Annotated in this window: 26 protein-coding genes and 1 pseudogene; 20 read left to right on the top strand and 7 right to left on the bottom strand. The window is 65.8% G+C overall.

The genetic code is table 11. The features are described 5' to 3' along the window. Nucleotides 1–21: 21 nt before the first annotated feature. Complete coding sequence (locus AC07X4_RS16565) at nucleotides 22–972, top strand: NAD(P)H-dependent flavin oxidoreductase (RefSeq protein WP_494740686.1); 951 nt, start codon at nucleotides 22–24, stop codon at nucleotides 970–972. A 34-nt stretch (nucleotides 973–1006) separates the two neighbouring features. Here AC07X4_RS16565 and AC07X4_RS16560 read toward each other — a convergent pair whose 3' ends face one another. Then, a complete protein-coding gene (locus AC07X4_RS16560; RefSeq protein ID WP_436079176.1) occupies nucleotides 1007–1597 on the bottom strand; it encodes an NAD(P)H-dependent oxidoreductase in 591 nt (196 codons plus the stop codon). A 96-nt stretch (nucleotides 1598–1693) separates the two neighbouring features. On the opposite strand from AC07X4_RS16560, the gene AC07X4_RS16555 reads away from it, so the two are divergent. From AC07X4_RS16555 to AC07X4_RS16545, 3 genes are all read left to right on the top strand, one after another. Then, nucleotides 1694–2317 carry a DUF7482 domain-containing protein gene (locus AC07X4_RS16555; RefSeq protein ID WP_494740685.1) on the top strand — a complete coding sequence of 208 codons (624 nt, stop codon included), beginning with the start codon at nucleotides 1694–1696 and terminating at the stop codon, nucleotides 2315–2317. 212 nt (nucleotides 2318–2529) lie between these two features. Continuing rightward, a complete protein-coding gene (locus tag AC07X4_RS16550; protein WP_146871471.1) occupies nucleotides 2530–3459 on the top strand; it encodes a DMT family transporter in 930 nt (309 codons plus the stop codon). Nucleotides 3460–3587: 128 nt separating this feature from the next. Continuing rightward, nucleotides 3588–3803, top strand: a complete 216-nt coding sequence (locus AC07X4_RS16545) for a hypothetical protein (RefSeq protein ID WP_056064801.1) — start codon at nucleotides 3588–3590, stop codon at nucleotides 3801–3803. 43 nt (nucleotides 3804–3846) lie between these two features. Here the strand turns inward: AC07X4_RS16545 and AC07X4_RS16540 are convergent, their stop codons facing one another. Next, the gene (locus AC07X4_RS16540; protein WP_436074790.1) at nucleotides 3847–4782 is read right to left on the bottom strand and encodes a M14 family metallopeptidase; all 936 of its coding nucleotides are present in this window, start codon (nucleotides 4780–4782) and stop codon (nucleotides 3847–3849) included. 104 nt (nucleotides 4783–4886) lie between these two features. On the opposite strand from AC07X4_RS16540, the gene AC07X4_RS16535 reads away from it, so the two are divergent. Further along, on the top strand, nucleotides 4887–8015 hold the full coding sequence (locus tag AC07X4_RS16535; protein WP_494740684.1) for a polymer-forming cytoskeletal protein: 3129 nt from the start codon (nucleotides 4887–4889) through the stop codon (nucleotides 8013–8015). Nucleotides 8016–8399: 384 nt separating this feature from the next. On the opposite strand, the gene AC07X4_RS16530 is transcribed toward AC07X4_RS16535, so the two are convergent. Next, nucleotides 8400–9422: an OmpA family protein gene (locus tag AC07X4_RS16530; RefSeq protein ID WP_099730758.1), complete on the bottom strand. Its 1023-nt coding sequence runs from the start codon at nucleotides 9420–9422 to the stop codon at nucleotides 8400–8402. Nucleotides 9423–9730: 308 nt separating this feature from the next. Between AC07X4_RS16530 and AC07X4_RS16525 the strand changes: the two genes are divergently transcribed. Continuing rightward, nucleotides 9731–11017 (top strand): MFS transporter, encoded by a 1287-nt coding sequence (locus tag AC07X4_RS16525; RefSeq protein ID WP_494740683.1) that lies wholly within the window; start codon nucleotides 9731–9733, stop codon nucleotides 11015–11017. 81 nt (nucleotides 11018–11098) lie between these two features. Next, complete coding sequence (locus AC07X4_RS16520) at nucleotides 11099–11242, top strand: hypothetical protein (RefSeq protein WP_167514358.1); 144 nt, start codon at nucleotides 11099–11101, stop codon at nucleotides 11240–11242. Between the two features lie 142 nt (nucleotides 11243–11384). Here the strand turns inward: AC07X4_RS16520 and AC07X4_RS16515 are convergent, their stop codons facing one another. Beyond that, nucleotides 11385–13661 (bottom strand): putative bifunctional diguanylate cyclase/phosphodiesterase, encoded by a 2277-nt coding sequence (locus tag AC07X4_RS16515; RefSeq protein ID WP_494740682.1) that lies wholly within the window; start codon nucleotides 13659–13661, stop codon nucleotides 11385–11387. Between the two features lie 190 nt (nucleotides 13662–13851). Further along, nucleotides 13852–14823 carry a ribosome biogenesis GTPase YlqF gene (gene ylqF / locus AC07X4_RS16510; RefSeq protein WP_099730760.1) on the bottom strand — a complete coding sequence of 324 codons (972 nt, stop codon included), beginning with the start codon at nucleotides 14821–14823 and terminating at the stop codon, nucleotides 13852–13854. A 94-nt stretch (nucleotides 14824–14917) separates the two neighbouring features. Here ylqF and AC07X4_RS16505 point away from each other — a divergent pair, with 94 nt between their 5' ends. Further along, nucleotides 14918–15169 carry a hypothetical protein gene (locus tag AC07X4_RS16505; protein WP_440597658.1) on the top strand — a complete coding sequence of 84 codons (252 nt, stop codon included), beginning with the start codon at nucleotides 14918–14920 and terminating at the stop codon, nucleotides 15167–15169. A gap of 56 nt (nucleotides 15170–15225) precedes the next feature. Then, the gene (locus tag AC07X4_RS16500; RefSeq protein WP_056747202.1) at nucleotides 15226–15396 is read left to right on the top strand and encodes an oxidoreductase-like domain-containing protein; all 171 of its coding nucleotides are present in this window, start codon (nucleotides 15226–15228) and stop codon (nucleotides 15394–15396) included. Between the two features lie 93 nt (nucleotides 15397–15489). Here the strand turns inward: AC07X4_RS16500 and gshA are convergent, their stop codons facing one another. Next, the gene (gshA, locus tag AC07X4_RS16495; protein ID WP_494740681.1) at nucleotides 15490–17016 is read right to left on the bottom strand and encodes a glutamate--cysteine ligase; all 1527 of its coding nucleotides are present in this window, start codon (nucleotides 17014–17016) and stop codon (nucleotides 15490–15492) included. Between the two features lie 71 nt (nucleotides 17017–17087). Continuing rightward, nucleotides 17088–17996: an SDR family oxidoreductase gene (locus AC07X4_RS16490; RefSeq protein WP_056064824.1), complete on the bottom strand. Its 909-nt coding sequence runs from the start codon at nucleotides 17994–17996 to the stop codon at nucleotides 17088–17090. Nucleotides 17997–18312: 316 nt separating this feature from the next. Between AC07X4_RS16490 and AC07X4_RS16485 the strand changes: the two genes are divergently transcribed. From AC07X4_RS16485 to AC07X4_RS16435, 11 genes and pseudogenes are all read left to right on the top strand, one after another. Beyond that, a complete protein-coding gene (locus AC07X4_RS16485) occupies nucleotides 18313–18594 on the top strand; it encodes a DUF427 domain-containing protein (RefSeq protein WP_056064826.1) in 282 nt (93 codons plus the stop codon). A gap of 566 nt (nucleotides 18595–19160) precedes the next feature. Beyond that, on the top strand, nucleotides 19161–19799 hold the full coding sequence (locus tag AC07X4_RS16480; RefSeq protein WP_494740680.1) for a DUF938 domain-containing protein: 639 nt from the start codon (nucleotides 19161–19163) through the stop codon (nucleotides 19797–19799). A gap of 12 nt (nucleotides 19800–19811) precedes the next feature. Further along, nucleotides 19812–20108: a 2Fe-2S iron-sulfur cluster-binding protein gene (locus tag AC07X4_RS16475; RefSeq protein WP_494740679.1), complete on the top strand. Its 297-nt coding sequence runs from the start codon at nucleotides 19812–19814 to the stop codon at nucleotides 20106–20108. A gap of 225 nt (nucleotides 20109–20333) precedes the next feature. Further along, nucleotides 20334–21455 carry a bifunctional 3,4-dihydroxy-2-butanone-4-phosphate synthase/GTP cyclohydrolase II gene (ribBA, locus tag AC07X4_RS16470; protein ID WP_494740678.1) on the top strand — a complete coding sequence of 374 codons (1122 nt, stop codon included), beginning with the start codon at nucleotides 20334–20336 and terminating at the stop codon, nucleotides 21453–21455. Between the two features lie 19 nt (nucleotides 21456–21474). Continuing rightward, complete coding sequence (ribH, locus tag AC07X4_RS16465) at nucleotides 21475–21939, top strand: 6,7-dimethyl-8-ribityllumazine synthase (protein WP_260668014.1); 465 nt, start codon at nucleotides 21475–21477, stop codon at nucleotides 21937–21939. Further along, the gene (gene nusB / locus AC07X4_RS16460) at nucleotides 21936–22475 is read left to right on the top strand and encodes a transcription antitermination factor NusB (RefSeq protein WP_056064843.1); all 540 of its coding nucleotides are present in this window, start codon (nucleotides 21936–21938) and stop codon (nucleotides 22473–22475) included. Before ribH ends, nusB begins: the two co-directional genes overlap by 4 nt. 118 nt (nucleotides 22476–22593) lie before the next feature. Then, a complete protein-coding gene (locus tag AC07X4_RS16455) occupies nucleotides 22594–23778 on the top strand; it encodes a pyridoxal phosphate-dependent aminotransferase (RefSeq protein WP_494740677.1) in 1185 nt (394 codons plus the stop codon). 20 nt (nucleotides 23779–23798) lie between these two features. Continuing rightward, nucleotides 23799–24218: a tol-pal system-associated acyl-CoA thioesterase gene (ybgC, locus tag AC07X4_RS16450; protein WP_056065182.1), complete on the top strand. Its 420-nt coding sequence runs from the start codon at nucleotides 23799–23801 to the stop codon at nucleotides 24216–24218. Further along, complete coding sequence (tolQ, locus tag AC07X4_RS16445) at nucleotides 24215–24928, top strand: protein TolQ (RefSeq protein WP_015015035.1); 714 nt, start codon at nucleotides 24215–24217, stop codon at nucleotides 24926–24928. Before ybgC ends, tolQ begins: the two co-directional genes overlap by 4 nt. Nucleotides 24929–24943: 15 nt before the next feature. Next, nucleotides 24944–25366, top strand: a complete 423-nt coding sequence (locus tag AC07X4_RS16440; protein WP_056064849.1) for an ExbD/TolR family protein — start codon at nucleotides 24944–24946, stop codon at nucleotides 25364–25366. Between the two features lie 31 nt (nucleotides 25367–25397). Continuing rightward, a pseudogene (locus AC07X4_RS16435) lies at nucleotides 25398–25615 on the top strand (cell envelope integrity protein TolA); the annotation flags it as partial.

Raw genomic sequence — 25615 nt, 5'->3', positions numbered from 1 at the left:
AAAAATCAGGAGACCTTGCCCATGACCTCACCCGCCACCAACCGCGTCCTTGCCCACACGGGCGCGCGCTACCCCATCATCCAGGCGCCCATGGGCTGGATTGCGCGCACGCAGCTGGCCTCAGCGGTGTCGCGCGCGGGTGGGCTGGGCATCATCGAAACGTCCTCCGGCGAGACGGCCAACTGCCAGGCCGAGATCACCAAGATGAGCGCGCTGGGCCTGCCGTTTGGCGTGAACCTGCCCATTCGCTTTTTGAAGGACGACGCCATGCTGCGCTTTGTGTGCGCGTCGGGCGTGAAGTTTGTGACCACCTCAGCGGGCAGCCCGGCCAAGTTCATCGCGCCGCTCAAGGACGCGGGGATCACCGTGTACCACGCGGTGCCCACGGTGGATGCTGCGCTGAAATGTGTGGACGCAGGCATTGACGGCCTGGTGGTCGAAGGCGGTGAAGGCGGCGGCTTCAAGAACCCCGAAGAGGTCTCGACCCTGGTGCTGCTGCAGGCCATTCGCGCGCGGGTGGACGTGCCGCTGGTGGCGGCAGGTGGCATCTGCGACGGGCGCGGCATGGCCGCAGCCTTTGCGCTGGGGGCCGAGGCGGTGCAGATGGGCACACGGTTTGTCAGCTGCGCCGAAAGCCCCGTGCACGCCAACTACAAGAACGCCATCGTCGATGCGGGCGTCACCGGCACCTGGATGCTCAACACCAAGGCCAGCCCCTGCATCCGCGCGCTCAAGTCGCAGCGCACCCAGGCCATCCACGAGGCGGGCCTGATGCCCGCCGACAGCTTTGCAGGCATCCAGCGCGTGTACTTTGACGGTGACATGGAGGCGGCCCCTGCGCTGGCGGGGCAGACTGCGGGATTGATTGACTCCGTCAAGACCGCGCAGCAGATCATTGAAGACACCGTGGCGGAGTTTTTTGCCATCAGCCAGCGCATGGGTGCCATGGGCATGGCGCGCACGTTTGGCTGAAGAACACGGCGGTGCGGCCAGCCGCGCCTGTGGCCTACGCCGCCTTGGCCCCCAGCGCGCGCATGCGCGCCTTCCACTTGGCAACCCCACCCTCGCCCAGTTGATCCACGCTGCCCACCAGCGTCTCATGCACCGGCGCAACGCCCACAAAGCCCAGGATATTGCGCTCCAGCGACTTCACGCTGTGTGCACGGAAGTACCAGCGATAGACAAGCGCTGGCATGCCCATCGTGACCACTACCCGCGCACTGCGCCCGGTGAGCCCCTTGCGCCCAAAGGGGTTGCTGCCTTCGGGGTTGAAGGCAAAACCGGGCCTTGCCACCTGCTCCAGAAAACCCTTGAGCAAGGCTGGCATGTCGCCCAGCCACAGCGGAAAGAACAGCACGATGTGCTGCGCCCAGCCGATGTCAGCCTGCGCAGGCTTGAGAGACGCGGGCAGCAGGCCCAGTTCCCACTCGTGCTGGCTGCGCAGCAGGGCAAAATCAATGGCGGCCACATCCACCTGCCTCACCACATGGCCCGCCGCTACGGCCCCTTCGGCGTAAGCCTGGGACAAGGCGTGGCACAAGTGGGGCGCCAGGGCATCTGGGTGTCCCTGGATCAACAGAATGCGCATGGGGTCCATGTTCGTTCTCCTCATCCACATCGATGCGGAAAGCCTGCAAGCACTATCGTCTGACTCTACGCCTTCCCGCAACATTCCACGATCCTGGACCCGACCATGCGCACCATTCGCCGTTGCACCACGTTGTCCCCGCAGTTCCTGCACTCCCGGCTGCGAACGGGTACATCGGCAGTGGTCCTGGTCACCCTGGTGGCGTGCGGCACGGCTCCAGCCCCCATCGATCCCCCTGAGAAGGCACACCTGCCATTGCTTCGTGGCTGGTTCGAGGGGCAAGAGGTCCTCTATGTGACCACCGATGCATCCGATGCCGACATGGCCCGCGCCAAGCATGCGAACTACGCGCCGCTGCTGGCCAACGCCCTGCCCGCCCCACAGGCATCAACATCCTCTGGCATGCAGCGCGTGCAGCGCCTGGGGGCGACCGATCGCGTCTACGGCACCACCAACTTCGAGCAGGCCAGCGTGTTTGCATCCGCTCCCCGCCCTGTGGGGCCTGCAAATGCCTACACGGCTTACAGCCCGTTGTGGCAACTGGTTCAGGTCACCTGGGTCGATGCCACGCAGGCTCGCACCCTGCGGTCCGAGGAAGAAGTGCTGGACGCGCAGGACAAAGGCCAGATCACGCTGCAGATAACGCGGGTGGTGCTCAACTGCCCCATCATCCACCGTGGTCGGCTGGGGGCACTGCCGGGTGTTTCAGTTGATGGGCGCACACCCTGAAGCAGACCGCCACGCAATACAAGCGGGACTGCGTTCCGCGGCAACTCACTGCCATCCCCTGCGCTACACTTTTTGCCCCTGCTCTGCGCGGCGGCCGCCATGGCACCGACGCACTCCCGCAATGCCTTCCCTATTCGGCAGCTGTGAGCCCCCTTCCGCACCCAACGCCGTGTCGGCCGTGGCGCACGCTCTGCAACCTCTAAAGCATCCCCATGGCTGAAAACGCCCCCTCCCAGTCCTCCGCATCGCCCGCCCCGCCCATACAGGCTACACCGTCCAGCAACCTGCGGGGCATCATCGCCATGGTGGCTGCGGTGGGTTTCTTTTCGCTGATGGATGCGCTGCTCAAGACGCTGAGCGCCCACTACCCCGCCATGCAGGTCGCGGCGTTGCGGGGCTGGGCTGCGTTGCCGCTGGTGGCGCTCTATGCGCTGTGGCGTGGCGAGGTGCCACGGCTGCTGAAGGTGCGCTGGCCCCTGCACTTGCTGCGTGGCGGACTCAACGTGGCCATGCTGGCACTGTTTGCATTTGCCATCCGCGAACTGGCACTGGCCGAGGCCTACACACTGTTCTTCATTGCGCCGCTGCTCATCACTGCGCTGTCTACCGTGGTGCTGCGCGAGAAGGTGCGCGCTGCCCACTGGGTCGCCATTGCGCTGGGCATGGTGGGCGTGCTGGTGGCGCTGCGACCCAATCAGGAGGCGTTCTTTACCCTGGGCGCACTGGCCGTGCTGGCGGCAGCCACCTGCTATGCGGTGTCGGCCATCACGGGGCGCATGCTCACCCGCACCGACTCCAGTGCCAGCCTGGTGTTCTGGACCACCACGCTGCTGGCACTGGGTGCCGGCGCGCTGGCCTGGCCGCACTGGGTGGGCGTGGCGCAGGTGCATTGGCCACTGGTGGCAGGGCTCGCCATCACAGGGTTTGCAGGCCAGTTGGCGATCACCGAAGCCTTTCGCCACGGGCAGGCTTCCGTGGTGGCGCCATTTGAATACACGGCGCTGGCCTGGGGCATGGGGCTGGATTGGGTGCTGTGGCAGACGGTCCCGGGCTACAGCACGCTGCTGGGCGGCGCCATCATCATTGGCAGCGGCCTGTACCTGGTGCGCCAGGAGCGCACGCAGGCAGTGGTGCCACCCTGACCGGCGCGAACCGGTGCGAAACCGGCCACTGGCCGTCGCTCCGGCGCGGCATGCGCTGACACGGCAGTCAGGCAGTTCACCCTGTAATGAAGCGATGAACACAGCGGCACTGCCGCAAGGAAATCGCCATGACACAACACGCCACCGTCCACGGCCACGTGACCTACACACCGGGCGACGGCGCCCCGATCGCCATCCCCGAGGGCCCGATCGAAGTGACCACCAGCGCGGACAGCACCACGCTGAGCTGGTCGGTCGAAGAAGACATCGTCGGGTCTGCGGCGCTACCTCCCGACCAGTTCAACCAGTACGTCAAGGACGGCAAGATCCGTTTCAAGAAATAGCCCGGGCGCCCACGCCCCGGACCTCCCTGCCGCCCCAGCCGGATCAGATCGGCCGCGTGAGGTACACCGCCTCGCGGCCCACGATGGGCTCGCGGGTGGGCATGAGGATGGTGCAGTCGTCGCACAGCGCGCGGATCTCATACGGGCCATCGGTGGCGATGAGGTCACCCTTGGCAAACACCTCAAACCCTTGCACGGGCTTTGTGAAGCGGAAGTCCGACGTGCGCACCATACAGGTCTCCAGCAGCTCGTAGCGGCGCTGCTCGGCGGGCGTCGGCCGGTCGGCCACCGGTGCGATGAGGCCAAAGTGCGCCAGAAAGTCCAGCGCCACCGCCGTGGCCATGTCGGCCGCCGATTGGCGGAAGTGCTGGCCACATTCCACCACCAGCGCCACCCCATCTCCCTCGGCCTGCCCGTGGCGACCGTGCTGGATGAGCGGCGTGCCCGAACCCAGGCCACTGGGCATCACCAGGTGCACCGGCGGGCGGCCGATGGCCAGCGCCACCTCCGCATTGCGCGGGTAGGCTGGGTACACCCAGAACGGCTGCACGTCTTGGCTGGTGGAGTGGATGTCGAGGATGTGATCGGCCGCAGCCACCACGGGGCGCAGGATGCGGGCACGCTGCAACTCGGGGCTGTCGGCCGTGCCGTCCAGCTCGGCCGCCGACCAGATGCGGTTGAGGTTGTGCACCAGCTGTCGGCTCTCGAACGGACGGCTCTGGTCAAACGATTCGTAGGCGGCCACGTTGGCAAAGCTGACGGTCAGCGTGCCGATGAGGGGACGCACACCCGTGTCCAGCAGGTGGGTGGCCGCCACCATGCCGCAGATCTCGTTGCCGTGCGTGAGTGCATTGATGAGCACATGCGGGCCAGGCTTGCCCGACTCGAAGCGGTGCACATAGTCGATGCCGACATTGCCCTGGCGGTAGGCAGAGAGGTCGCGGGGGAGGACTTCAAAAACGGGGGGGTTCTGCGTCATGGCAATGAATTAATAAGATGACACATCATTGTCTGCGCAAAGCCGGATCATTGCTGGGCGCGGTGTACGATGCCCGCCGGTTGAGTCCCTCCTGCGCCCCTCCCATGCCCACTGCCCGACTTTGCCCACTGGCCGATCTGGCCCACCGCATTCCCCGCGACTGCTGGATGGCCGAGCGTCTGGCGCAGGACCCTGAGGCCCTGGCCGATGAAACCGCGCTGTGGATCACAGGCGACGCGCACTGGCCTGCGCTGCACCTCGACGCCCCCCTGGCCCAGGGCAGCCCGCTGCGCCAATGGCTGCAAGAGCAACCCGACGGCCCCAATGAGGCCTCCGTACCCCGTGCGCCCTTTGTGATCGTGGTGGATGGAGACCTGCGCATCGACGGCGCCTTGACCAGCGCCGACACCGATGGCACGACGCACCTGGTCGTCAACGGCAACCTGCACGTGCAGAACGCCGTGATCGGCGGACAGCTGGTGTGTGTGCAAGGTGCGCTGCAGGTGCATGACCTGCTTTGGGGCCACTACAACCATGGCGAGCTGCGCGTGCGTGGTGGGCTGCAGGCCCGGGTGGCGCTGTTCACCGACGAGTACCACGTAGACATCACAGGCCCAGAACAGGTGGATTTTTTGCTGGATGAGGTGCGCGGCGTGCCGCACCTTGCGGAGTTCTCGGCCGAGATCGTGGGTGCCGTGTTCGCCCCCGAGTTCCACGAGGGCGTGGACGCCGGCGAAGACGGCCTGGCCGCCATGATCAGCCGCCGCGAGGTGCTGGCCGCCGTGCGGGCAGGCCAGAGCGCGGTGCGCAGCAGCGCAGACATCCACGCCAACCAGCCTGTGGCCGACGACCTGTGCGCCGACAACACCATCAGCATCGAGAACATCCTGGCCGTGGTGCGCACGCCAGTGATCGCGCACAAGGAACACAAAGCCTACGGCTGGTTCCAGCAGACTGATTTCTCACTGTGCCAACGGCATGTGGACGAAGAAGGCGACGCGCGCGACGACAACGTGTTCATCACGGTGTGGAAAACCTGGGACTTCTACCTGTCGGTGGAGCAGGTGCCCGCGCCCCGCAACTGGCTGGAGCGTGTGGCCACCAAGCTGTGGCGCCATGCTGCCCCCACGGTAGCGCAGCGCACGCTGCTGTACCGCCGCTACACACAGGGTGAGCCTGGGGACTGGCAGGTGCTGGCGCCCCCCGCCGAGCCCGGCCACGACCCCGACGCCTGGAAGGCCTGCGAACACGCCTGGCGCGGAGTGCTGGACTATGTGCGCAAAGCCGTGGGCCAGCACCGTGCACGCTACCCGCTCTACCAGCGCCTGCAGGCCACATTGACGGCAGAGCACATCGAGGCCTTCACCAGCCTGCCCGTGTTCACCGAACAGTACAACGACTGGTGGGACAGCGACCGCAACGGCTACTGGGAGGGCGAGGTCTGGGTGGGGGCGCGCCAGCCCTGCATGCACGACGGCGAACCCTGGGGCCGCGCGCTCAAATACAGCTGGCGCAACGGTGATGACGCGCCGGGCGATGACGAAGACAACGCCCACAGCGCCTACCAGATCCATGTGGACGAGGCGCGCGAGGGGCCGGCCGCTGTCGAGTTCAGCTACGCCCAGCGCCAGAGTGACAGCCGCGCCCCCCTGCCCCGCTGCGCCGCCGACCACATTGCCCGCCTGCTGCGCTTTCACGGTCTGGTGCAGGCCCGCATCCGCGCGCGGCACGAAGAGGCGCAGGCCCAGCAGGCCGAGGCCCGCCGCATCGAAGCCGCCGTGCAACTGCTGGCCACCCCACCCTTGCCGCCCGACCTGCCCGATGCGGCCGTGTTTCCCGTCGAACTCATGACGCTGTCGGAGCAATGGCAGGCCGATGGGCAAGCCTACGTGGCGGCCATCCGCGCGCACCAGCTGGCCAACGATGCCCACCGCGCCGAGGCCTCGGCAACAGCCGGTGGCGGCGATGAGGAGAACGGCGCCGAAGAACACGACAACGCCCTGCCCGAAGACCCGCGCAAGGCCGATGCGCCCACCGTGCTGCAACTGGCGCGCGTGGTGAGCCACTGGGCCGACGAAGATCTTGCCACGCGGTTTCGCCAGCGCTTTGCCTTTGCTCCGGATGCCTATGTGGCGCGTGCCGCCCAGGCCGGCCAATTCATCGGCCCCGTGTTTGTGCTGGACGATGACCGTGTGGTCGCCCGCATCGGCGCGGCCCATGACGGCGACGCCCGCTGGGTGTTGCTGCATGGCACAGAGCAAACGCCCCTGCCCGCCATCCAGGGCCTGGGCCGCTCGCCCGATCGCCGGTGCTTTGCCCAATGCGACGGCCTGCACATCACCACCCACCACGGATGGAATGGCCCCGTGATTGCGCAATTTGCCCTGCCGCGCGGCAACGAAGGCCTGCCCCCGCAGGTGCTGGTGTCGGCAGGCCCGCTGGGGCAGCGCTGCGATGAAATCATTCCCTTCAACGATGGCCTGCGCGTGCTGCTGCGCAACCCCACAGGGGTGTATCTTCTGCACCCCGCAGCCCAAGGTGCCGACAGCCCAGTGCAACGCCTGCACCCGCAGACGTTTGAAGAAGATGGCCCCTACACCTGGCCCAAGAACCAGATGGATGAAAAGGTCGATGGTGAGACCGTCACAGTGCTGGCGCTGGACATGCTGCACATGGCCCTGTCGCCTGATGAGCGTCACATCGCAGTAGGCGACCAGGACAGCTGCCACATCGTGCTGGACGCGCACGGCGCTGTGGTGACCGAACACGAGCCCCTATCGTCTTACCCCCACCACGCGATGTTCTCGCACGACGGCACACGCCTGTTTGCCAACTCATGCCATCTGTATTGGGGCAGTACCTGCTCGATCCCCATCGGGGCGGCAACGCCGGAAGCGACCGATGAGGACACCCAACCACTGGACGAACGCTGCCGCGTGTACGCCTCTGTCACCTTGCCGGGCCTGGTGATCCTGGGCGATGCGGACGGCTACCTGCATGCCATCAGCGACGAGGGACAAGCCCTGTGGCGCCACCACATCGGCAGCACGATCAGCGCTGTCGAGGCATCCCCCGATGGAGAAACCCTGTGGGCGGCCAGCTATGGCGGCTACCTGGTGCAGCTGCAGCGCAGCGAGGCGGGCATGGACCCTTACTCCATCAGCACGTCACTGTATGTGGAGACGCGGCGGTGGATATTCTGGCGGGATGAGGTGGGGCCGGTGCGGTGGTAGCAGAGCAAGTCTGCCCACGGTAGCCACACAAGACTCTCATTTTGATCTGCAGGAAAACACATACCGACCACGCGCGTGAAAGCGCTGGAACACTGCTTCCCGCCCGCGTCCACATGCTGCGTTGGCCAGATTCTTGACGTCCTCTTCTGTCGCAAAAGCGGGCCTGGCGATCTGTACGCCGAAATCATAAGACTCCACAACTCGCGGTTGGCAGCCTGTCGATGCCACCGCAATGCCCAAGCCCAATCCGGCCACAAGAAGTCTCATGCAGATGTTCTGCCCACGCGGCGAAGGCGTGACATTGGATGAGCGGGCACCGACAAGTGCAGTGCCCAGGTTAGGTTGAAGGAGCCCAACCCAGCTGCATGCATCAGCGACAAAATCTCACTGCGGCACCAGCTCCACGCGCCGGTTCTTGGCTTTGCCCTCATCGCTGTTGTTGCTGGCTACAGGTGCGAGCGACGCGACGCCATTGCCCACCAGGCGATTGGCCGCAATGCCGTAGTCCTTGGCCAGCACGGCGGCCACTGCGTCGGCGCGGCGCTTGGACAGCGCCAGGTTGCTATCAAAACTGCCCACGCTATCGGTATGGCCCACTACATGCAGCTTGACAGTGGGCTCGGCCTTCAGGAAGGCGGCGATCTGCTCCAGCGAGGGTTTGGACTCGGGCTTCACGTCGGCCTTGCCAGTGTCGAACAGGATGCCGTAGATGGCGACCTTGCCATTGGCCGTGATGGACTTGCTGATGTCCGATGCGCTGACCACCACCATGTTCTGCTCCATGGCTTTGGTTTCCAGGATGTCCACTGCGATGTAGGCGCCCTGCCTGGATTTGTACGTAGCGTCTTCCTTAGGCCAGTCGATGGAGATCAGGCGCACGGTAGTGTTGCCCTTCTGGAAGGTCCCCGTGCGCACGGTGCTCGCATCGGCGCCATACATCACGTATTCGCTGCGGTTGTTCTTGATGAAGTCGCGCTGGCCACTGCTGAAGTTGGCCAAAAAGTTGGTGTAACTGCCCGCCGCACTGTCACGGGTGGAGTCATACAGCGCCGTGAAACCGCTGGCCGTAAGGTCGTTGGCATAGTTGCGAAACAGCTCCAGCGACCGCGTGGCACCGGGGGCCTCGTACCACAGGCGGGTGAGCTTGCCTTCCAGAGCAAGTGGCGGCTGCACGTAGCGCCGCTTGTAGGTCTGCAGGTCGAACTCCTTGAACGTGGAAGTCTGGAACTCCACGGCGTCGAAGTTGCGCACCTCGTAGCCCACGATGGTGCTACCACCAAAACGCTTCACGGCGGGGTGATCCTTGGCGCCGGCAAGGTCCTGTGCAAACGTTGGCCACACGCTGACCGAGGCCAGGAACCCGAGGCACAGCGATGCGCCCCACTGACGAAACAGCTTCATGCTCATGGGCAATCTCCGGTTGAAAACACGCATCGCTGACTGAGCTGCACCCGGCGTTGCGACAGGCGACGGGCTCGCATCCATCATAGGCGAGCACCTGGCTGCAGGCCACCCAGCCTTCATGCGACGCCATGGCGCAGCGCGCTGCTTTCGCGAAATGCATCACAGTTTCACACCGGCTTTGTGTTGGACACCTCCCGCAAGCTTCATGTCACTTGCCAAACGCCGAACCGGATCCCACAGGAAATTGAGACCCATGCACTGGCTCATGGCATGAGCGTTGCATGCGCCCCCTGCACGCACTTGCACCCTCCATGACTTCATCCCACCGCTCCGCCCGCTCCCGTGCACCCGCTCCTCCAGATGCGCCACCACCCAGCGCCCCTGACCTCAGCACGCCGGTGCTCTTGCTCATGGCCGTGGCCTGCGGCCTGTGTGCGGGCAGCAACTACTTCAACCAGCCGCTGCTGCACTCCATTGCCACGCAGCTGCAAGTGCGGGACGCGTCGGCGGCGCTCATCGTGACGCTGGCGCAGGTGGCGTACGCGGCAGGGCTGCTGCTGTTGGTGCCGCTGGGCGACCTGCTGGAGCGGCGGCGGCTTATCACCACACTGATGCTGCTGGCCGCTCTGGGACTGTTTACCAGCGGGTTTGCGCACAACTACGCCATGCTGGCGCTGGGCACGCTGCTCACCGGCCTGTTTTCGGTGGCGGCGCAGGTGCTGGTGCCGCTGGCAGCCACCCTGGCTGCGCCGGGCCGCAGCGGCCGGGCCGTGGGGCTGGTGATGAGCGGGCTGCTGACCGGGATTCTGGCGGCGCGCAGTGTGGCAGGGCTGCTGTCGGAGGTGGGCGGCTGGACGCTGGTGTACCGGGTGGCGGGCGTCGCCATGGTGGCCGTGGCGTTGGCGCTGTGGTGGGTGATGCCGATGTCACGCAATACGACCTCAGCACCGACACAGGGGTATGGACAGGTCTTGCGGTCGCTGGGCACGCTGGCCTTGCACCACCCCCGGTTGCGCAGCCGGGCCTTGCTGGGAGGGTTGTCGTTTGCCTCCGTCAGTGTGTTGTTCTCCACCATGGCGCTGCTGCTGGCGGGGCCTGCACACCGACTGGGCGACGCCGGCATTGGGCTGGTGGGGCTGGCGGGCGTGGCCGGTGCACTCATGGCCAATGTGGCGGGCCGCATGGCTGACCGTGGGCAGGCGCAGGTGGCCACCGCCGCATCGGTAGGTTTGCTGCTGCTGGGCTGGGGCGCGCTGTGGCTGGGCGCCAGCAGCCTGGTGTGGTTTGTGGTGGGCATGCTGGTGGCCGACCTGGCGCTGCAGGGCGTGCACATCAGCAACCAGAACGTGATCTACCGGCTGGACCCCACCGCCCGCGCGCGGCTGAACGCGGTGTACATGACCAGCTATTTTGTGGGTGCAGCCACGGGCTCGGCGATGGGGTCGGTGGCCTGGCTGTGGGGCGGATGGGGCGCCACCTGCGCGCTGGGCATGGGCCTTGCCGTGCTGAACGCGCTGGCACTGGCTTACGACCAGCGGCTGGCCGTGCGGGCGCTGGGTGATGGCGTGCGACAGTCTACAGAAGGCGCAGGCGCGTAGCCCCCCCGCAGCCGCCCACAGCGTAATTTGTGACGTACCATCCTCGCACGGTCCCATCCCGAGACCTTTCAAGGAGGCCCCATGGCCAAAGGCGAACAGCGCAGCAACAAGATGGCGAAGAAACCCAAAAAGGACACCTCGCCGCCCAAGGAACACAGCGCATCGGACCGGCCCATGCCGCCGATGACCACCGTCATGCCCAAGGGCAAAGACAAAAACAAATAGGTCACACCAGCACTCCGCCTGCCCCGGCGAATACGCTACCAAAACAATAGCTTCAGGCGCATATTGCATAAGCGCCTGCAGCTATTTTTGTTTGAAATTCCGCATCAGGCAGCCCTTCATTCGGCGCTCGCCGCCGCCGGGCTCAGGCAGGCTGGGCCCACTGCGCCAGCCACTGTGCATCGGGCTCTGGCCGGCCAAACAGGTAGCCCTGGTACACGATGTCCGGGGCGCGCTGGCGCAGGAAGTCGGCCTGGGCCTGGGTCTCCACCCCCTCGGCCACCACACGCAGGCCGAAGTGCCGTGCCACCGACAAGATGCCTTCGACCAGCACGCCATCGTCAGCATTGGTGGGGGCCTCGTGCACGAACGACCGGTCGATCTTGATCTCCTGGATGGGCAGGCGCTTGAGGTAGGCCAGCGATGAGTAGCCGGTGCCAAAGTCGTCCAGCGACATGTCCACGCCCAGCGCGGCCAGGGCGCGCATCTTGGCCACCGCATCATCAAAGTCGTCGATCACCAGGCCTTCGGTCACCTCCAGCGTCAGCAGCCGGGGGTCGGCCCCCGTGGCAGCCAGCACTGCCCGCAGTTGCCCCACAAAACCCGCCTGCCGGAACTGACGCGCGCTGAGGTTGACCGAGAGCCGCAACCGCCGCTCGCGGAACACCGGCTGCGCCAGCAGCGCACAGGCATGGGCCAGCACCCACTCGCCCAGGCTGACGATGAGGTCGGACTCCTCGGCCACCGGAATGAACACGCCCGGCGCCACCAGGCCGTCACGCGGATGCTGCCAGCGCACCAGCACCTCGGCACCCGTGACCTGGCCCGACACATCCACCTGCGACTGCAGGTGCAGCCGCAGCTCGCCTGCGCCAATGGCATGGCGCAGTTCGCGCTCCACCCGAAAGCGCTGCTCGGCGGCCTCGCCCATGCCCTGCTCAAAAAACGCAGCCCGTCCGCCCCCGGCCTGCTTGGCGCGGTGCAGGGCGGTGCCCGCGCGCCGCAGCGCATCGTGTGCACCGTCGTCCGACGTTTGGGGGTACAGGGTGATACCCACGCTGGCGCCCAGTTGGGCGTCCTGCGCATCGCCCTCCAGACGCAAGGGGCGCAGCAAGGCGGCCTGCAGTTTTTCGGCAAAGGCCAGCGCATGCCGGCCCGCCAGCGAGGCATCCACCCCCAGGCCATGCAGCACCACGGCAAACTCATCGCCCGCCACGCGCACCAGCAGGTCTTGGGGCGGCAGGATCTCGGACAGCCGCAGCGCCACGGCACAGAGCAGTCGGTCCCCCATCTCGCTGCCGCGCGCATCGTTGAAAGTGGTGAACCGGTCCAGGTCCAGCAGCAGCAAGGCATGCTGGGTGGAAGGCGAGCGACCTGCACGCCCGCGCAACACGTGCAGCCGCTCCATCAGGGTGGACCGGTTGGGAAGGCTGGTGAGGCCGTCGAAATGCGCGAGGCGGTGAATTTCATCGGCAGCGCGCTTGCGTTCGGTGATGTCCTGCTTGAGCTCCACATAGTGGCTCACGCGGCCGTCGGTCTGGCGGATGGGAGCCACCACCACAGACTCGATCAATTCCTGCCCGTCCTTGCGGTAGTTGACCTGTTCGCCTGCCCAGCTGTCGCCGCGCGCCAGTGTGGTGCGCAGGCCCTCGCGCTGCGCGGGTGCCAGGCCATTGCTGGAGTAGTCTGCCGAGGCGCGGCCCACCACCTCGTCGCGCGCGTAGCCCGTGCGGCGCACAAAGGCCTCGTTGACGTACTCGATGTCCTCGCGCAGATCGGTGATGACGATGGCCTCTGGACTTTGCTCCACTGCCCGCAACAGCTTGCGCAGCGACGCCTCGCTGGCCGCGAGGTTGGCCGCAGTCTGCTGGGCCTCACGCACCCGGCTCATGTAGTTGCGGCGCGACAGCAGCGTGGCTGCAGCGGTCAGCACCAGAATGCCTGCAAGGTACACAGCACCCGCCACGCGGTTGGCCACCTGAACGGGCTTGAGCAACCCCTGAACGTCCGCCCAGATGAAACCCAGGAACAGCAGGGCCGTGAGCCCCACAAGCGTTAGCGTGGCACGCGCTCCCAGCAGCCATCCGGCCAGCACAATGATCACGGGGTAGTTCAGCAGGTTGGGGCCGTTCACGCCGCCATTGCGAGCCGCCACCAGCGACACCGATACCCACACGCCCCACACCAGCAGATAGGTGGCCAGCGTCCACCGCCGCCAGCGGGCCAGCAGAAGCGCCGTGCCGCCAATGCAGCCAGCGACAAAGTTGAGCGCCACGCGCACCGGCTGCACGGGCTGGTCCCACAGCAGCAGCAAGCCGATGACAAAACCCAGCAACATCACGGACCAACCCGCTACGCGCACCAGGTGGCGCGTTGTAGCGTCTTCGTGGTCTGGCAGCGGAACAACGGGGGCTTCGGCCATGGCGACGGGAATTACGGGGGAGGAAACCATCGTAACCGCAGGCATAGAAAATGCCTATGAACAAAACGCCGCTGGAGTGGCTGCGGCGCCCATCCATCGGCATCTGCATCGGTGTCACCAAGAACCGTCGCCAGCTTCGGCCCAAAATGGCCGCCGCAGCCTACAGGCCCGCAAGCGCAGGCCTTATCAATCAGTCCGCGTCGCTGTCCGGCGCAGGCTCGCGCACGCCAGAGCCCTTGCCCTTGGCCTTGGCACGCGCGTCTTTCTTGGCCTGGCGCTTGGCGTCTTCGGCCAGGCCTGCAGCACGCCAGGCTTCAAACTCGGCGGGCGTTTCCAGCGTGATGCGGCCCAGGATGGCGGTGCGAAAGTCCGTCATCACAATCTCGGCCGTCTTTTGCAGGTTGACCTTGCCGCCACCCAGCATGGCGCCGCGCTTCTTGCCGATGGCTGCGAGCAGTTCCTCGTCGTGCATCGTGGCCACGGCACCCGCAGGCAGGCCCAGCTTGTAGCGGGACTCCAGCAAGGGGGCGTAGTGTTTTTGCAGGCGGCGCAGCAGCTCCAGCGCCACCAGTTCCTCGTCGTAGGCATTGCGGCCCACGGCGCCGCTGGCGGCCAGGTTGTAGCCACTTTCGGGCACCACAATGCGCGGCCACAGCATGCCCGGCGTGTCCCACAGGTAGAAGTCGTCGGCCAGGGTGATGCGCTGCTCCAGCTTGGTGATGCCCGCCTCGTCGCCCGTCTTGGCATGGCGCTTGTTGGTCAAGGTGTTGATCAGCGTGGACTTGCCCACGTTGGGCACGCCGCAGATGAGCACGCGCATGGGCTTGGCCATGCCTCCGCGGTTGGGAGACAGCAGATGGCAGGCGTCGATGAGCTTGCGCGCAGGGGCGGGGTCGGACGCATCGAGCGGCACGGCGCGCGTGTCGCTCTGGGCGTTGTACCAGTCCACCCACAGCGCGGTGCGCTCGGGGTCGGCCACGTCCTGCTTGTTGAGCACCTTGAGCGTGGGCTTGTGGCCCGTGATCTCGGCCAGCAGCGGGTTGGCGCTGGAGCCAGGCAGGCGCGCGTCCAGCACCTCGATCACCACGTCAATGTCCTTGATGCGTTCGGTGATGGCTTTGCGGGTCAGGTGCATGTGACCGGGGAACCACTGGATGGCCATGCGGGGGTACTTTCTTCTTGATTCAACAGGTTCTGAGGGTGGCAAGGATAATCGCGGTCCCACTTGCACCACGCCACCGCGCTATTTGACCTCCATGCCAGCCCCTCTCGACACCTCGCGCAAAGCCAATGCCACCAAGGCCGACAAGGAGCTGCTGTTCAAGGGCGTGACCCTGGCCCTCATCGGCCTGGTCATCTTGCTGGCGCCCTATGTCGCCCGCTCCAGCAGCGTGCGCGACCTCATGACCCAGGCGGCGCTGGTGGGCTGGTTTGCGCTGGTGCTGGGCATAGCATTCGGCGTGCAGTACGGCCTGCGCCGCGCCAAGGCGGGGCGCCGCCAGCCGTGACCTTGCCGGAGTGGACGGCCCCGGCACCGGCGGTGGACGGCGCCACGGCGCAAGCCATGTTCGCGGCGCTGCAGCAACGCGCGGCCACTGCGGGCATCACGCTGCGCAACCCGCCGCCCGAGCCCACCACCTGCTGTGGGCGCGGCTGCAATGGCTGCGTGTGGGAAGGATTCCTGGACGCCGCCGAATACTGGCGGCAAGAGGCCCTGCTGCAGCTGCAAGACTGATTTGCAGCCATTTGGGCTGGTAGCGCCAGTGCGATATGCCCAGGCAGCTACCAAATTAATAGCACGCCCATGCCACTCGGCACGGTCGTACCCTCAGCCCAGCTGCTCCACCGCCATGTACTGCTCGCGCCATTCTTCAAACGGGAGCGTGTCTGCGGCTTCGATGGCCTTTTGCGCGGCAATCGACTCATCGGCCATCGCCAGGTAGCGCGCCTGCTGCTCGGCCGTCCAGGGCAGGGCCAGCAGTGCGTCGCGGGCGGCGATGGACTGCTGCCGTGCAAAAGCTTCAAAGTGGTGCTGGTGCTCGCGCGCCATGCTGTCCAGCACGCGGGCCGATGGTGTGCGCTCGGGCGCAGCCATCAGTGCGCGGGCATCGCGCAGTGCAACGCTGTAGTCGTTGGTGCCGTGGGTGGCATCCAGCGCGGCGGCCAAGGGCTCGCAAGCGGCCAGCACTTCAGTGCCCCATTCGGTCAGCGGCACGCTCTGACCGTTGCGCGTGAGAAGCAGGCCGGGCTCGCGGCCCCGCTCGGCGGTGAGGTGCTGGTTCTGCTTGAGTTCGGCAATTTCTGCGGGCGTGTCGGGCGGGCTGTCGGACAGCAAGCAGTGCAGCAAAAAAACGTCGAGCAGGCGCATGGTGGGTGCGGTGATGCCCACGGGCACGAACGGGTCCAGGTCCATCAGGCGCACTTCGACGTATTCGACCCCGCGCTCGCGCAGGGCATGCAGCGGGCGCTCGCCCGTGCGCACCGTGCGCTTAGGGCGGATGGTGCCGTAGAACTCGTTTTCGATCTGCAGCAGGCTGGTGCCCAGCTGGTTGTAGTCACCGCCAGGGTTGCGGATGCCTACAGCCTCATAGGCTGGGTAAGGCTTGGTCAGCGCTTCATGCAGCGAGTTGGCGTAGCCAGTCAGGCCGTTGTAGCTCACGGCCAGCGTGGCTTGCGCGTCACTCTGGTAGCCCAGGCGGCCCATGCGCAGCGATGTGGCGTGGGGCAGGTACAGCGCGCTGCCGCCCTCCATGCGCTCCAGGCGGTGCTCGCGCCCCTCCACAAAACAAGGGCACAAAGCGGGTGAGGCGCCAAACAGGTACAGCAGCACAAACGCGTGGCGCCGGAAATTGCGAATCAGCGCGAAATACTGCTCGCTGTCCACGCCCGGCAGCGACCAGTTGTAGTGAATGCCCGAAATGGTCTGCATGCGCCGGCCATAGCGGTGGCCCAGGCCCATGCGGTATACGCTCTTGGCGCGGCCCACGTTGGAGCTGCCGTAGCGGCCGATGGGAATGGTCTCGTCCGTGGGCAGGCCGCAGGGCATGCTGGAGGCCCACAGCAGCTCGCCGCCGCTGTCCTTCAGGGTGTGGTGCACGAACTGGTGCACCTCGGTCAGCTCATCCAGGCACTGCTGCACGCCCTTGTGGGCGCCAGTGATCAGCTCCAGCTGCGACTCGCTGTAGTCCGTGGTGATCAGGGGATGTGTGAGGGCCGAGCCCAGCGCCAGCGGGTGGGGGGTGAGGGCCAGGCCGCCGGTGGGCAGCACGCGCAGCCCTTCCTTTTCGATGCCACGGCGAATCCCCCCCAGGGCGTCCGCCGGGTAGGCGGCCAGTCTCTCGTGCAGTTTGCTCATATGTTTATACCGATCCAACTTCTGTCGGCCCGGAACTTAGCACGTTGAGCGCTGGCCCGCCCAGAGGGGTGTCAAGCCCTTGCGGCCAAAGCGCGTCCAACCTCGTTGGTTCCCTGCGCTGCGCCACTTTGTGGTACTTGCTCGCCCGCCCGCTCCGTCACCTCGGCCAGACGGGCGGCCAGTTGCTCGGGCACATCGGCGCCAATGCCCAGATGGATACCCTGCGTGAGCGTGATGTGGGCGGCTTCAAACGTGCCCGCACCGGCACACAGGACAGTGCGCGTGGGCGCGCTTTCGTGCGCCAGCACCAGCATGGCGGGCACCACGGCCTCGGGCTTCAAGGCGTCCAGCACTTCCTGGGGCATCAGGCCCTCGGTCATGCGCGTGGCGGCCGTGGGGGCCAGGGCGTTCACGTGGATGTTGTACTTGGCGCCCTCGATGGCCAGGGTCTGCATCAGCCCCACCTGGGCCAGCTTGGCTGCGCCATAGTTGGCTTGGCCAAAGTTGCCATACAGGCCGGTGGACGAAGTGGTCATCACGATGCGGCCATATTGCTGGGCCACCATGTGCGGCCACGCGGCCTTGCAGCAGTTGGCGGCGCCCATCAGGTGCACATCCACCACCAGGCGGAAGTCATCCATGCTCATCTTGGCGAACGATTTGTCGCGCAGGATACCGGCGTTGTTGACCAGGATGTCCACCCGGCCCCAGGCGTCGATGGCCTGCTGCACCATGGCCTCGACCGCCGCAAAGTCGGTGACCGACGCGCCATTGGCCAGCGCCTCGCCGCCCGCAGCGCGGATCTCATCGACCACGGCCTGCGCCGCACCCACGGTGCCGCCGCTGCCGTCCACCGCGCCGCCCAGGTCGTTGACCAGCACCTTGGCGCCGCGCTTGGCCAGCGCCAGAGCATGCTGGCGGCCCAGGCCGCCGCCCGCGCCCGTCACGATGGCCACGCGGCCTTGGAAATCAATACCCATGGTGAAGGTTCTCCTGTTGTCTTGGTCAATCGGTCAGTGGAATAAAAACCTCTGGCACCTGCCCGAATGGGCTGGCGCCGCGCGCTGCACTGTAAGCCACAGCGCGGCCCGTGCAGGTTGCACAGGCGACTGGCTCCTCCGCCACCTCCCCCACGCTGGCCGAGCACCGCACACGCCCACGCGGCACATTGGGAATAATGGGTGCCTGCGCCAGCCCCGGGGTAGCGGCCGGCGCAGCCCTCCTGAACTCATTTTTTGATAGCTATTGGCGCATGTAACACCTGCGCTATCGGCCATTTTTACCCAAGGATCTCCCATGAAAGCAATCTGGAACGGCGTGGTGGTTGCCGAGAGCGACGACACCGTGGTGGTGGAAGGCAATCACTACTTTCCCGAAAGCGCGCTGCACCGCGACTACTTCACGTTCAGCAACCACAAGACCACCTGCGCCTGGAAGGGCCAGGCCAGCTACCTGTCGCTGCTGGTCAATGGCGAGATGAACACCGACGCCGCGTGGTTCTATGCCGACCCCAAGCCCGAGGCCGCCGAGATCAAGGGTCGCGTCGCGTTCTGGAAGGGTGTGAAGGTCACGGCCTGAAACGGCCTGCCAGCACCCTGCGCAGGTTATCCCTGCGCGCACTGGACAATCGTGTGGATAAGTTTTGGCAAGTCCTGTATGACAACGCCAAGTGCTTGATTTGCAAGGAAATACACTGCATTGCCTTATTTTTAGGCAACCCGGTAAATCAAGGCATGGGTTATCCCGGCGCACACTGGACAATGGTGTGGATAACCTTGGATAAGCCTTGTATGGCACGCTTAAGTGGTTGATTTGCAAGGAATATCCTTGCATCGCTCAAAAAACAGGCAATTGCAGAACCTCCTTTGCCACGTGCGGCCGATACCCCTTCACAGGCATCCAAACCCCCGGTTATCCCTGCCCGCACTGGACAATCTTGTGGATAACTGTGAACAAGCCTTGTATGACAGTCTTAAGTCATTGATTTACAAGGAAACTTCTTGTGCCGCTGAAAAAACAGGCAGCACGGGTGGGTAAATCGTCTGCGGTACAGTGCACGTCGGCCCTTGGTTGGCCGCTCTTTATTTCATAGCTGCCAGCGCATGATCCACTAGCGCTAGCGGCCAAAAACACTCCATCCACCAGTGTCCACCACGTACCTTCAGCACAGTCCCGCCGCAGAGCGCAACCAGGGCCCCATCCTGGAGCAGCTGCTGGCGTTGCTGCCCAACACCGGCGCCGCGCTGGAGATTGCCAGTGGCACCGGCCAGCATGCCGCGCACTTTGCCGCCGCCCTGCCCGGCTGGACCTGGCAGTCCACCGACCTGCAGGACACCCATTTCGCCTCCATCACCGGCTGGGCCGCGCAGGCCGGTGCCCGCAACGTGCAGGCGCCCCGGCGGCTGGACGTGCTGCACGACCAGTGGCCCAGCGACGGCCCGGCGTTCGGCGCCGCGTCGTTCGACCTGGTCTATTGCGCCAACATGCTGCACATCGCCCCCTGGGCCTGCTGCACCGGGCTGATGCAGGGCGCCGCCCGGCACCTGGCGCCAGACGGCCACCTGGTCACCTACGGCCCCTACCTGGAAGACGGCGTGCCCACCGCCCCCGGCAACCTGGCCTTTGACGCCAGCCTGCGCGCGCAAGACGCCGCCTGGGGCATCCGCCGCATCGAAGACGTGATGGCGGTGGCCGCCCAGGCCGGCCTGCAACTGGCCGCGCGACACGCGATGCCCGCCAACAATCTGCTGCTGGTGTGGACCCACGCCGCCCACCAACCCTGAAGAGACACGTCCATGACGACACCCACCACCGCCCCCTTCTTCATCGCCAAGGTCGAGCCCGATGGCACCCAGTGCGACGCCTGGCCCGAGCAGCCGCTGCTGCTGTCCATGGAGCAAGGCGGCATCGATTGGCCCAGCTCCTGCCGCAACGGCACCTGCCGCACCTGCCTGGGCCAGCTGGTCGAAGGCACGGTGCGCTACGCCATCGAATGGCCAGGCCTCACGGCCGAAGAAAAAGAAGAAGGTTGCGTGTTGCCCTGCGTGGCCTACCCCACGTCGGACGTGGTGCTGCAGGACAGCGCCATCTGATCTGCGTCAGGCACCGCGCCTTTCAAACACCAAGCAGGCCCCGGTGCACTAAAATCCGGGGCTTTGGGGGCACGATGCCCCTTTGACGTGCGGCAGCGCCGCATCGCATGTTCTTTGGGGCGGTTTCTTGGAGGCACCACAGTTGCCTTCGGCCACGGGGACCTGTGCTGCAGCACACCGCCAGCTGGCAACCGCCAGAGGCTCCACAGAAAGCCCCGACCTTCCATGAACACCCCCCTCACCCCCGTGCCGATCTCGCCCGTCGAGGACATCGTGGCCGAGATGCGCGCCGGGCGCATCGTCATCCTGGTGGATGAAGAAGACCGCGAAAACGAAGGCGACCTCGTCCTGGCCGCCGACCATGTGACGCCCGAGGCCATCAACTTCATGGCCCGCTTCGGCCGGGGCCTGATCTGCCTGACATTGAGCCGCGAGCGCTGCGAGTTCCTCAAGCTGCCGCCCATGGCAGCGCGCAACGGCACGGTGTACAGCACGGCGTTCACCGTCTCCATCGAAGCCGCCGAGGGCGTGACCACCGGCATCTCGGCCGCCGACCGCGCCCGCACCGTGCAGGTGGCGGTGGACCGCAACAGCCAGCCCAGCGACCTGGTGCAGCCCGGCCACATCTTCCCCCTGCAGGCCGTGGATGGTGGCGTGCTGATGCGCGCGGGCCATACCGAAGCCGGTTGCGACCTGGCCGCCATGGCGGGCTGCAGCCCCGCATCGGTGATCTGCGAGATCATGAAGGACGACGGCACCATGGCCCGCCTGCCCGATTTGCAGCTGTTCGCGGCCGAGCATGGCCTCAAGATCGGCACCATCGCCGACCTCATCGAATACCGCAGCCGCAACGAGTCGCTGGTCGAAAAGGTCGGCACGCGCGCACTGCAGACGGCGTATGGCGAGTTCACCGCCCACGCATTTCGCGACAAGCCCAGTCAGGCCGTGCATCTGGCACTGGTCAAGGGCCAGTGGAGCGCCGACGACGTGGTGCCCGTGCGTGTGCACGAGCCGCTGTCGGTGTTCGATGCGCTCGAAGTCAACCGCTCCATGCACTCCTGGGGCCTGGACACCAGCCTGCAATACCTGGCCAAACAAGGCAAGGGCGTGGCCGTGCTGCTCAATTGTGGCGAAAGCGCCTCCCAACTGCTGGCGCAGTTTGAAGGCACCGCCCGCTCCGCCCAGGCGCCCGAGCGCGGCCGCATGGACCTGCGTACCTATGGCGTGGGCGCGCAGATCCTGCGCGAATGCGGCGTGCACAAGATGGCCCTGATGGGCCAGCCACGCCGCATGCCCAGCATGACAGGCTACGGCCTCGAAATCACCGGCTTCATCCCCAAAGAATAAAGACAGGAACAGGATCACTATGTTTGGCGCAGACAAAGGCACCGCAGACAAACTGGACGGCAAGAAGCTGCACATCGGCATCGTGCAGGCCCGTTTCAACGAGAGCATCACCAACACGCTGGCTGCTGCCTGCCGCGCAGAGCTGCTGGCCCTGGGCGTGCAGGAAAAGCACATCAAGCATGTGCTGGTGCCCGGCGCGCTCGAAGTGCCCGTGGCCCTGCAGGCCATGGCCGAGAGCGACGAGTACGACGCGCTGATCGCGCTGGGCTGCATCATCCGCGGCGAGACCTACCACTTCGAGCTGGTAGCCAACGAATCCGGCGCGGGCGTTACGCGCCTGTCGCTGGACTACCAGATCCCGATTGCCAACGCCATCATCACCACCGAGAACATGGAACAGGCCATCGCCCGTCAGACCGAAAAGGGCATGGACGCAGCCCGCGTGGCGGTGGAAATGGCCAACCTGCTGGACGAACTGTCATGAGCGAAAACACCCCTACGCCATCGTCGGCACGTCCGCCCAAGCAAACCCGCACCGGCCTCAAAAGCACGGGCACCCGCAAGGCCGCCTCCAAGTCCAACCGCAGCCGTGCGCGCGAATTTGCGCTGCAGGCGCTGTATCAGCACCTGGTGGGCGGCAACGACGCTACTGCCATCGATGCGTTCACGCGCGACCTGGCGGGCTTCCACAAGGCTGACTCGGCGCACTACGACGCGCTGCTGCATGGCTGCATCGAGCATGCCGCCAGCATGGACGCATTGATCACCCCGTTGCTGGACCGCAAGATGGCCGAGATCTCTCCCATCGAACACGCCACCATGTGGATCGGCGTATACGAGTTCCAGAACTGCCTGGATGTGCCCTGGCGCGTGGTGCTCAACGAATGCATCGAACTCGCCAAGGAATTTGGCGGCACGGACGGCCACAAGTACGTGAACGCCGTGCTCAACGGCCTGGCCCCCCAACTGCGCGCCGTGGAAGTGGCGGCCGACAAGGCCGCAGGCGCGGGCGCTGCCTGACTTACCACCGCCCCGCTGCCGCCCTGCCCGTTGAACCGGGGCGGCTTGGTTTCTTTTCTTTCTACGCCCTCACGCCACCACGCCCACAAAGGGCCCGGTCGGGGCAGGATGCCATTCCATGAAGTTTTCCACGCGCGCCGAGCGCATTGAACCGTTCTATGTGATGGAGGTCGCCAAGGCCGCGCAGGCCCTGGCCCGCGAGGTGGCGGGCACGCGCGAACCGATGATCTTCTTGAACATCGGCGAGCCCGACTTCACCGCCCCGCCCCTGGTGCAGGAAGCCGCAGCCCGCGCCGTGCACAACGGCGCCACGCAATACACCAACGCGCTGGGCCTGGATGCGCTGCGCGAGCGCATCAGCGGCTGGTACCGGAGCCGCTTTGGCGTCAACGTGCCTGCGCGCCGCATCGTGGTCACTGCCGGTGCATCGGCCGCGCTGCAGCTGGCGTGCCTGGCGCTCATCGAGTCGGGCGACGAAATTTTGATGCCCGACCCGAGCTACCCCTGCAACCGCCACTTTGTGAGCGCCGCAGAAGGCAAGGCCGTGCTGCTGCCCACCACGGCGGCAGAGCGCTACCAGCTGAGCGCCGACAAGGTGCGTGCGGCATGGAATGAAAAAACGCGCGGCGTGCTGCTGGCCTCGCCGTCCAACCCCACGGGCACCTCGATAGCGCCCGACGAGCTGCGCCGCATCCATGACGTGGTGCGGTCGCACGACGGCATCACGATGATCGACGAGATCTACCTGGGCCTGTCGTACGAGGAAGAGTTTGGCCACACCGCGCTCGCCATCGACGACAACATCATCAGCATCAACAGCTTCAGCAAATACTTCAACATGACCGGCTGGCGCCTGGGCTGGATGGTGGTGCCCGAGGCCATGGTGCCGGTGGTCGAGCGCTTGGCGCAGAACCTGTTCATCTGCGCCAGCTCCGTGTCGCAGCATGCAGCGCTGGCCTGCTTCGAGGCCGAGAGCATTGCCGAATACGAACGCCGCCGTGCCGAGTTCAAGGCGCGGCGCGACTTCTTCATCCCCGCGCTGCAGTCGCTGGGTCTGAATGTGCCCGTGATGCCTGATGGCGCCTTCTATGCCTGGGCCGACTGCACGCAGGCCGCGCAGCACCTGGGCGTGAGCGGCAGCTGGGACTTTGCGTTTGAGCTGATGCGCCGCGCGCACATCGCCGTGACACCGGGGCGCGACTTTGGCACGGCCGAGCCCGAGCGCTTCATCCGCTTCTCCACCGCCAACTCCATGGCGCAATTGCAGGAGTCCGTGGAGCGGCTGCGCAAGCTGCTTGGATGACCAAGGCGAGCGACCCCACGATGGCGTTTGAATTTCCGATCCGGATTTACTGGGAGGACACCGATGCCGGTGGCATCGTGTTCTACGCCAACTACCTCAAGTTCTTTGAGCGCGCGCGCACCGAGTGGCTGCGCTCGTTGGGTGTGGGCCAACAGCAGTTGCGGGAACAAACCGGCGGCATGTTTGTCGTAACCGACGCGCAGCTGCGCTACCACCGCCCTGCGCGGCTGGACGATGAACTGATTGTTACCGCCGCCCTGCAAAGCAGTGGCCGCGCATCGTTGACAATAGTGCAGCAGGCGCTCCTGAAACCAGAGCAGATGACCGACCAGCCCCCGACCTTGCTGACCGAAGGCACCATCCGCATCGGATGGGTGGATGCCGCCACCCTGCGCCCCGCCAGAATTCCAAGCACCCTCCTGGAACAACTCACACCATGAATTCCCAAAACATGTCCATCATCTCCCTGGTGCTGCACGCCAGCTGGGTGGTGCAACTCGTGATGCTGCTGCTGCTGGGCGTGTCGGTGGCCAGTTGGGCCGCCATCTTCCGCAAGCTGTTTGCCTTGAAGCGCGTGAAGACACTGAACGAGGATTTCGAGCGCGAGTTCTGGTCGGGCACCAGCCTGAACGACCTGTACGCCGCTGCCGCCCAGAACGCCAAGCAGGCAGGCCCCATGGAACGCATTTTTGCCAGCGGGATGCGCGAATACCAAAAGCTCCGTGAACGCCGCATCACCGACCCGGGCACCTTGCTGGACGGCGCGCGCCGCGCCATGCGTGCAAGCTTCCAGCGTGAGATGGATGTGGTCGAGTCGAGCCTTTCCTTCCTGGCATCGGTCGGCTCCGTATCGCCGTATGTGGGCCTGTTCGGCACCGTGTGGGGCATCATGCACGCCTTCACCGGCTTTGCAGGCATGGAACAGGTCACGCTCGCTACCGTGGCCCCAGGCATCGCCGAGGCGCTGGTCGCCACCGCCATCGGCCTGTTCTCGGCCATCCCGGCCGTGATCGCCTACAACCGCTTTGCACGCGACATTGACCGCGTGGCCACGCACCAGGAGACCTTCATCGAAGAGTTCTCCAACATCCTGCAGCGCAACCTGGGCGCGCAGCCCGCGTCCACAGGCCACACGGCCTCGGGCCACTGATCCGGGAGGCACCCCATGCCCGCCATGGCATCCCGCGGCCGAGGCCGCCGCACCATCAACGAGATCAACATGGTCCCGTTCATTGACGTCATGCTGGTGCTGCTCATCATCTTCATGGTGACGGCGCCCATGCTCACACCCGGCGTGGTCGATGTGCCCAGCGTGGGCAAGAGCAAGAACATGCCCAAGGTAGTGGCCCAGGTCATCGTCAACAAGGACGGCACGCTGCAGTTCAAGACCCCCGAAGCCACGCGCAGCCTGAACCAGCGGGAGATTGGCGATGCCGCCAGCCGCTGGCAAAAGGGCCAGGGGCCCGAGAGCGCCGTGGTCATCAGCGCCGACAAGGGCGTGCAGTACGAAACCGTGGTGAAGGCGATGGACGCCCTGCAAAAGGCAGGCGTGCAACGCGTAGGCCTGTCGGTCAAGCAAGGCGGTTGAACCGAACCCGCCCGGCACCGCTCAGACGCCCATGCACGCCCACACCGACCGCGACCAGTTTGCCCCGCCCCGTCCACCGGCGCGCCTGCGCGCCATCACGCTGGCGGTGCTGGTGCATGCGGTGCTGATCGGCGCGTTGACCTGGGGTGTGAACTGGAAAAACACGGCCGACCAGCCTGCCGTAGAAGCTGAGTTGTGGGCCGCCGTGCCCACCCAGGCTGCGCCGCGCGCCGTGGAGCCCCCACCGCC

It is taken from the genome of Acidovorax sp. GW460-11-11-14-LB4, assembly GCF_059423685.1.
The sequence above is the reverse complement of the archived record's forward strand: the minus strand, read 5'-3'. Positions and strand labels throughout refer to the sequence as shown.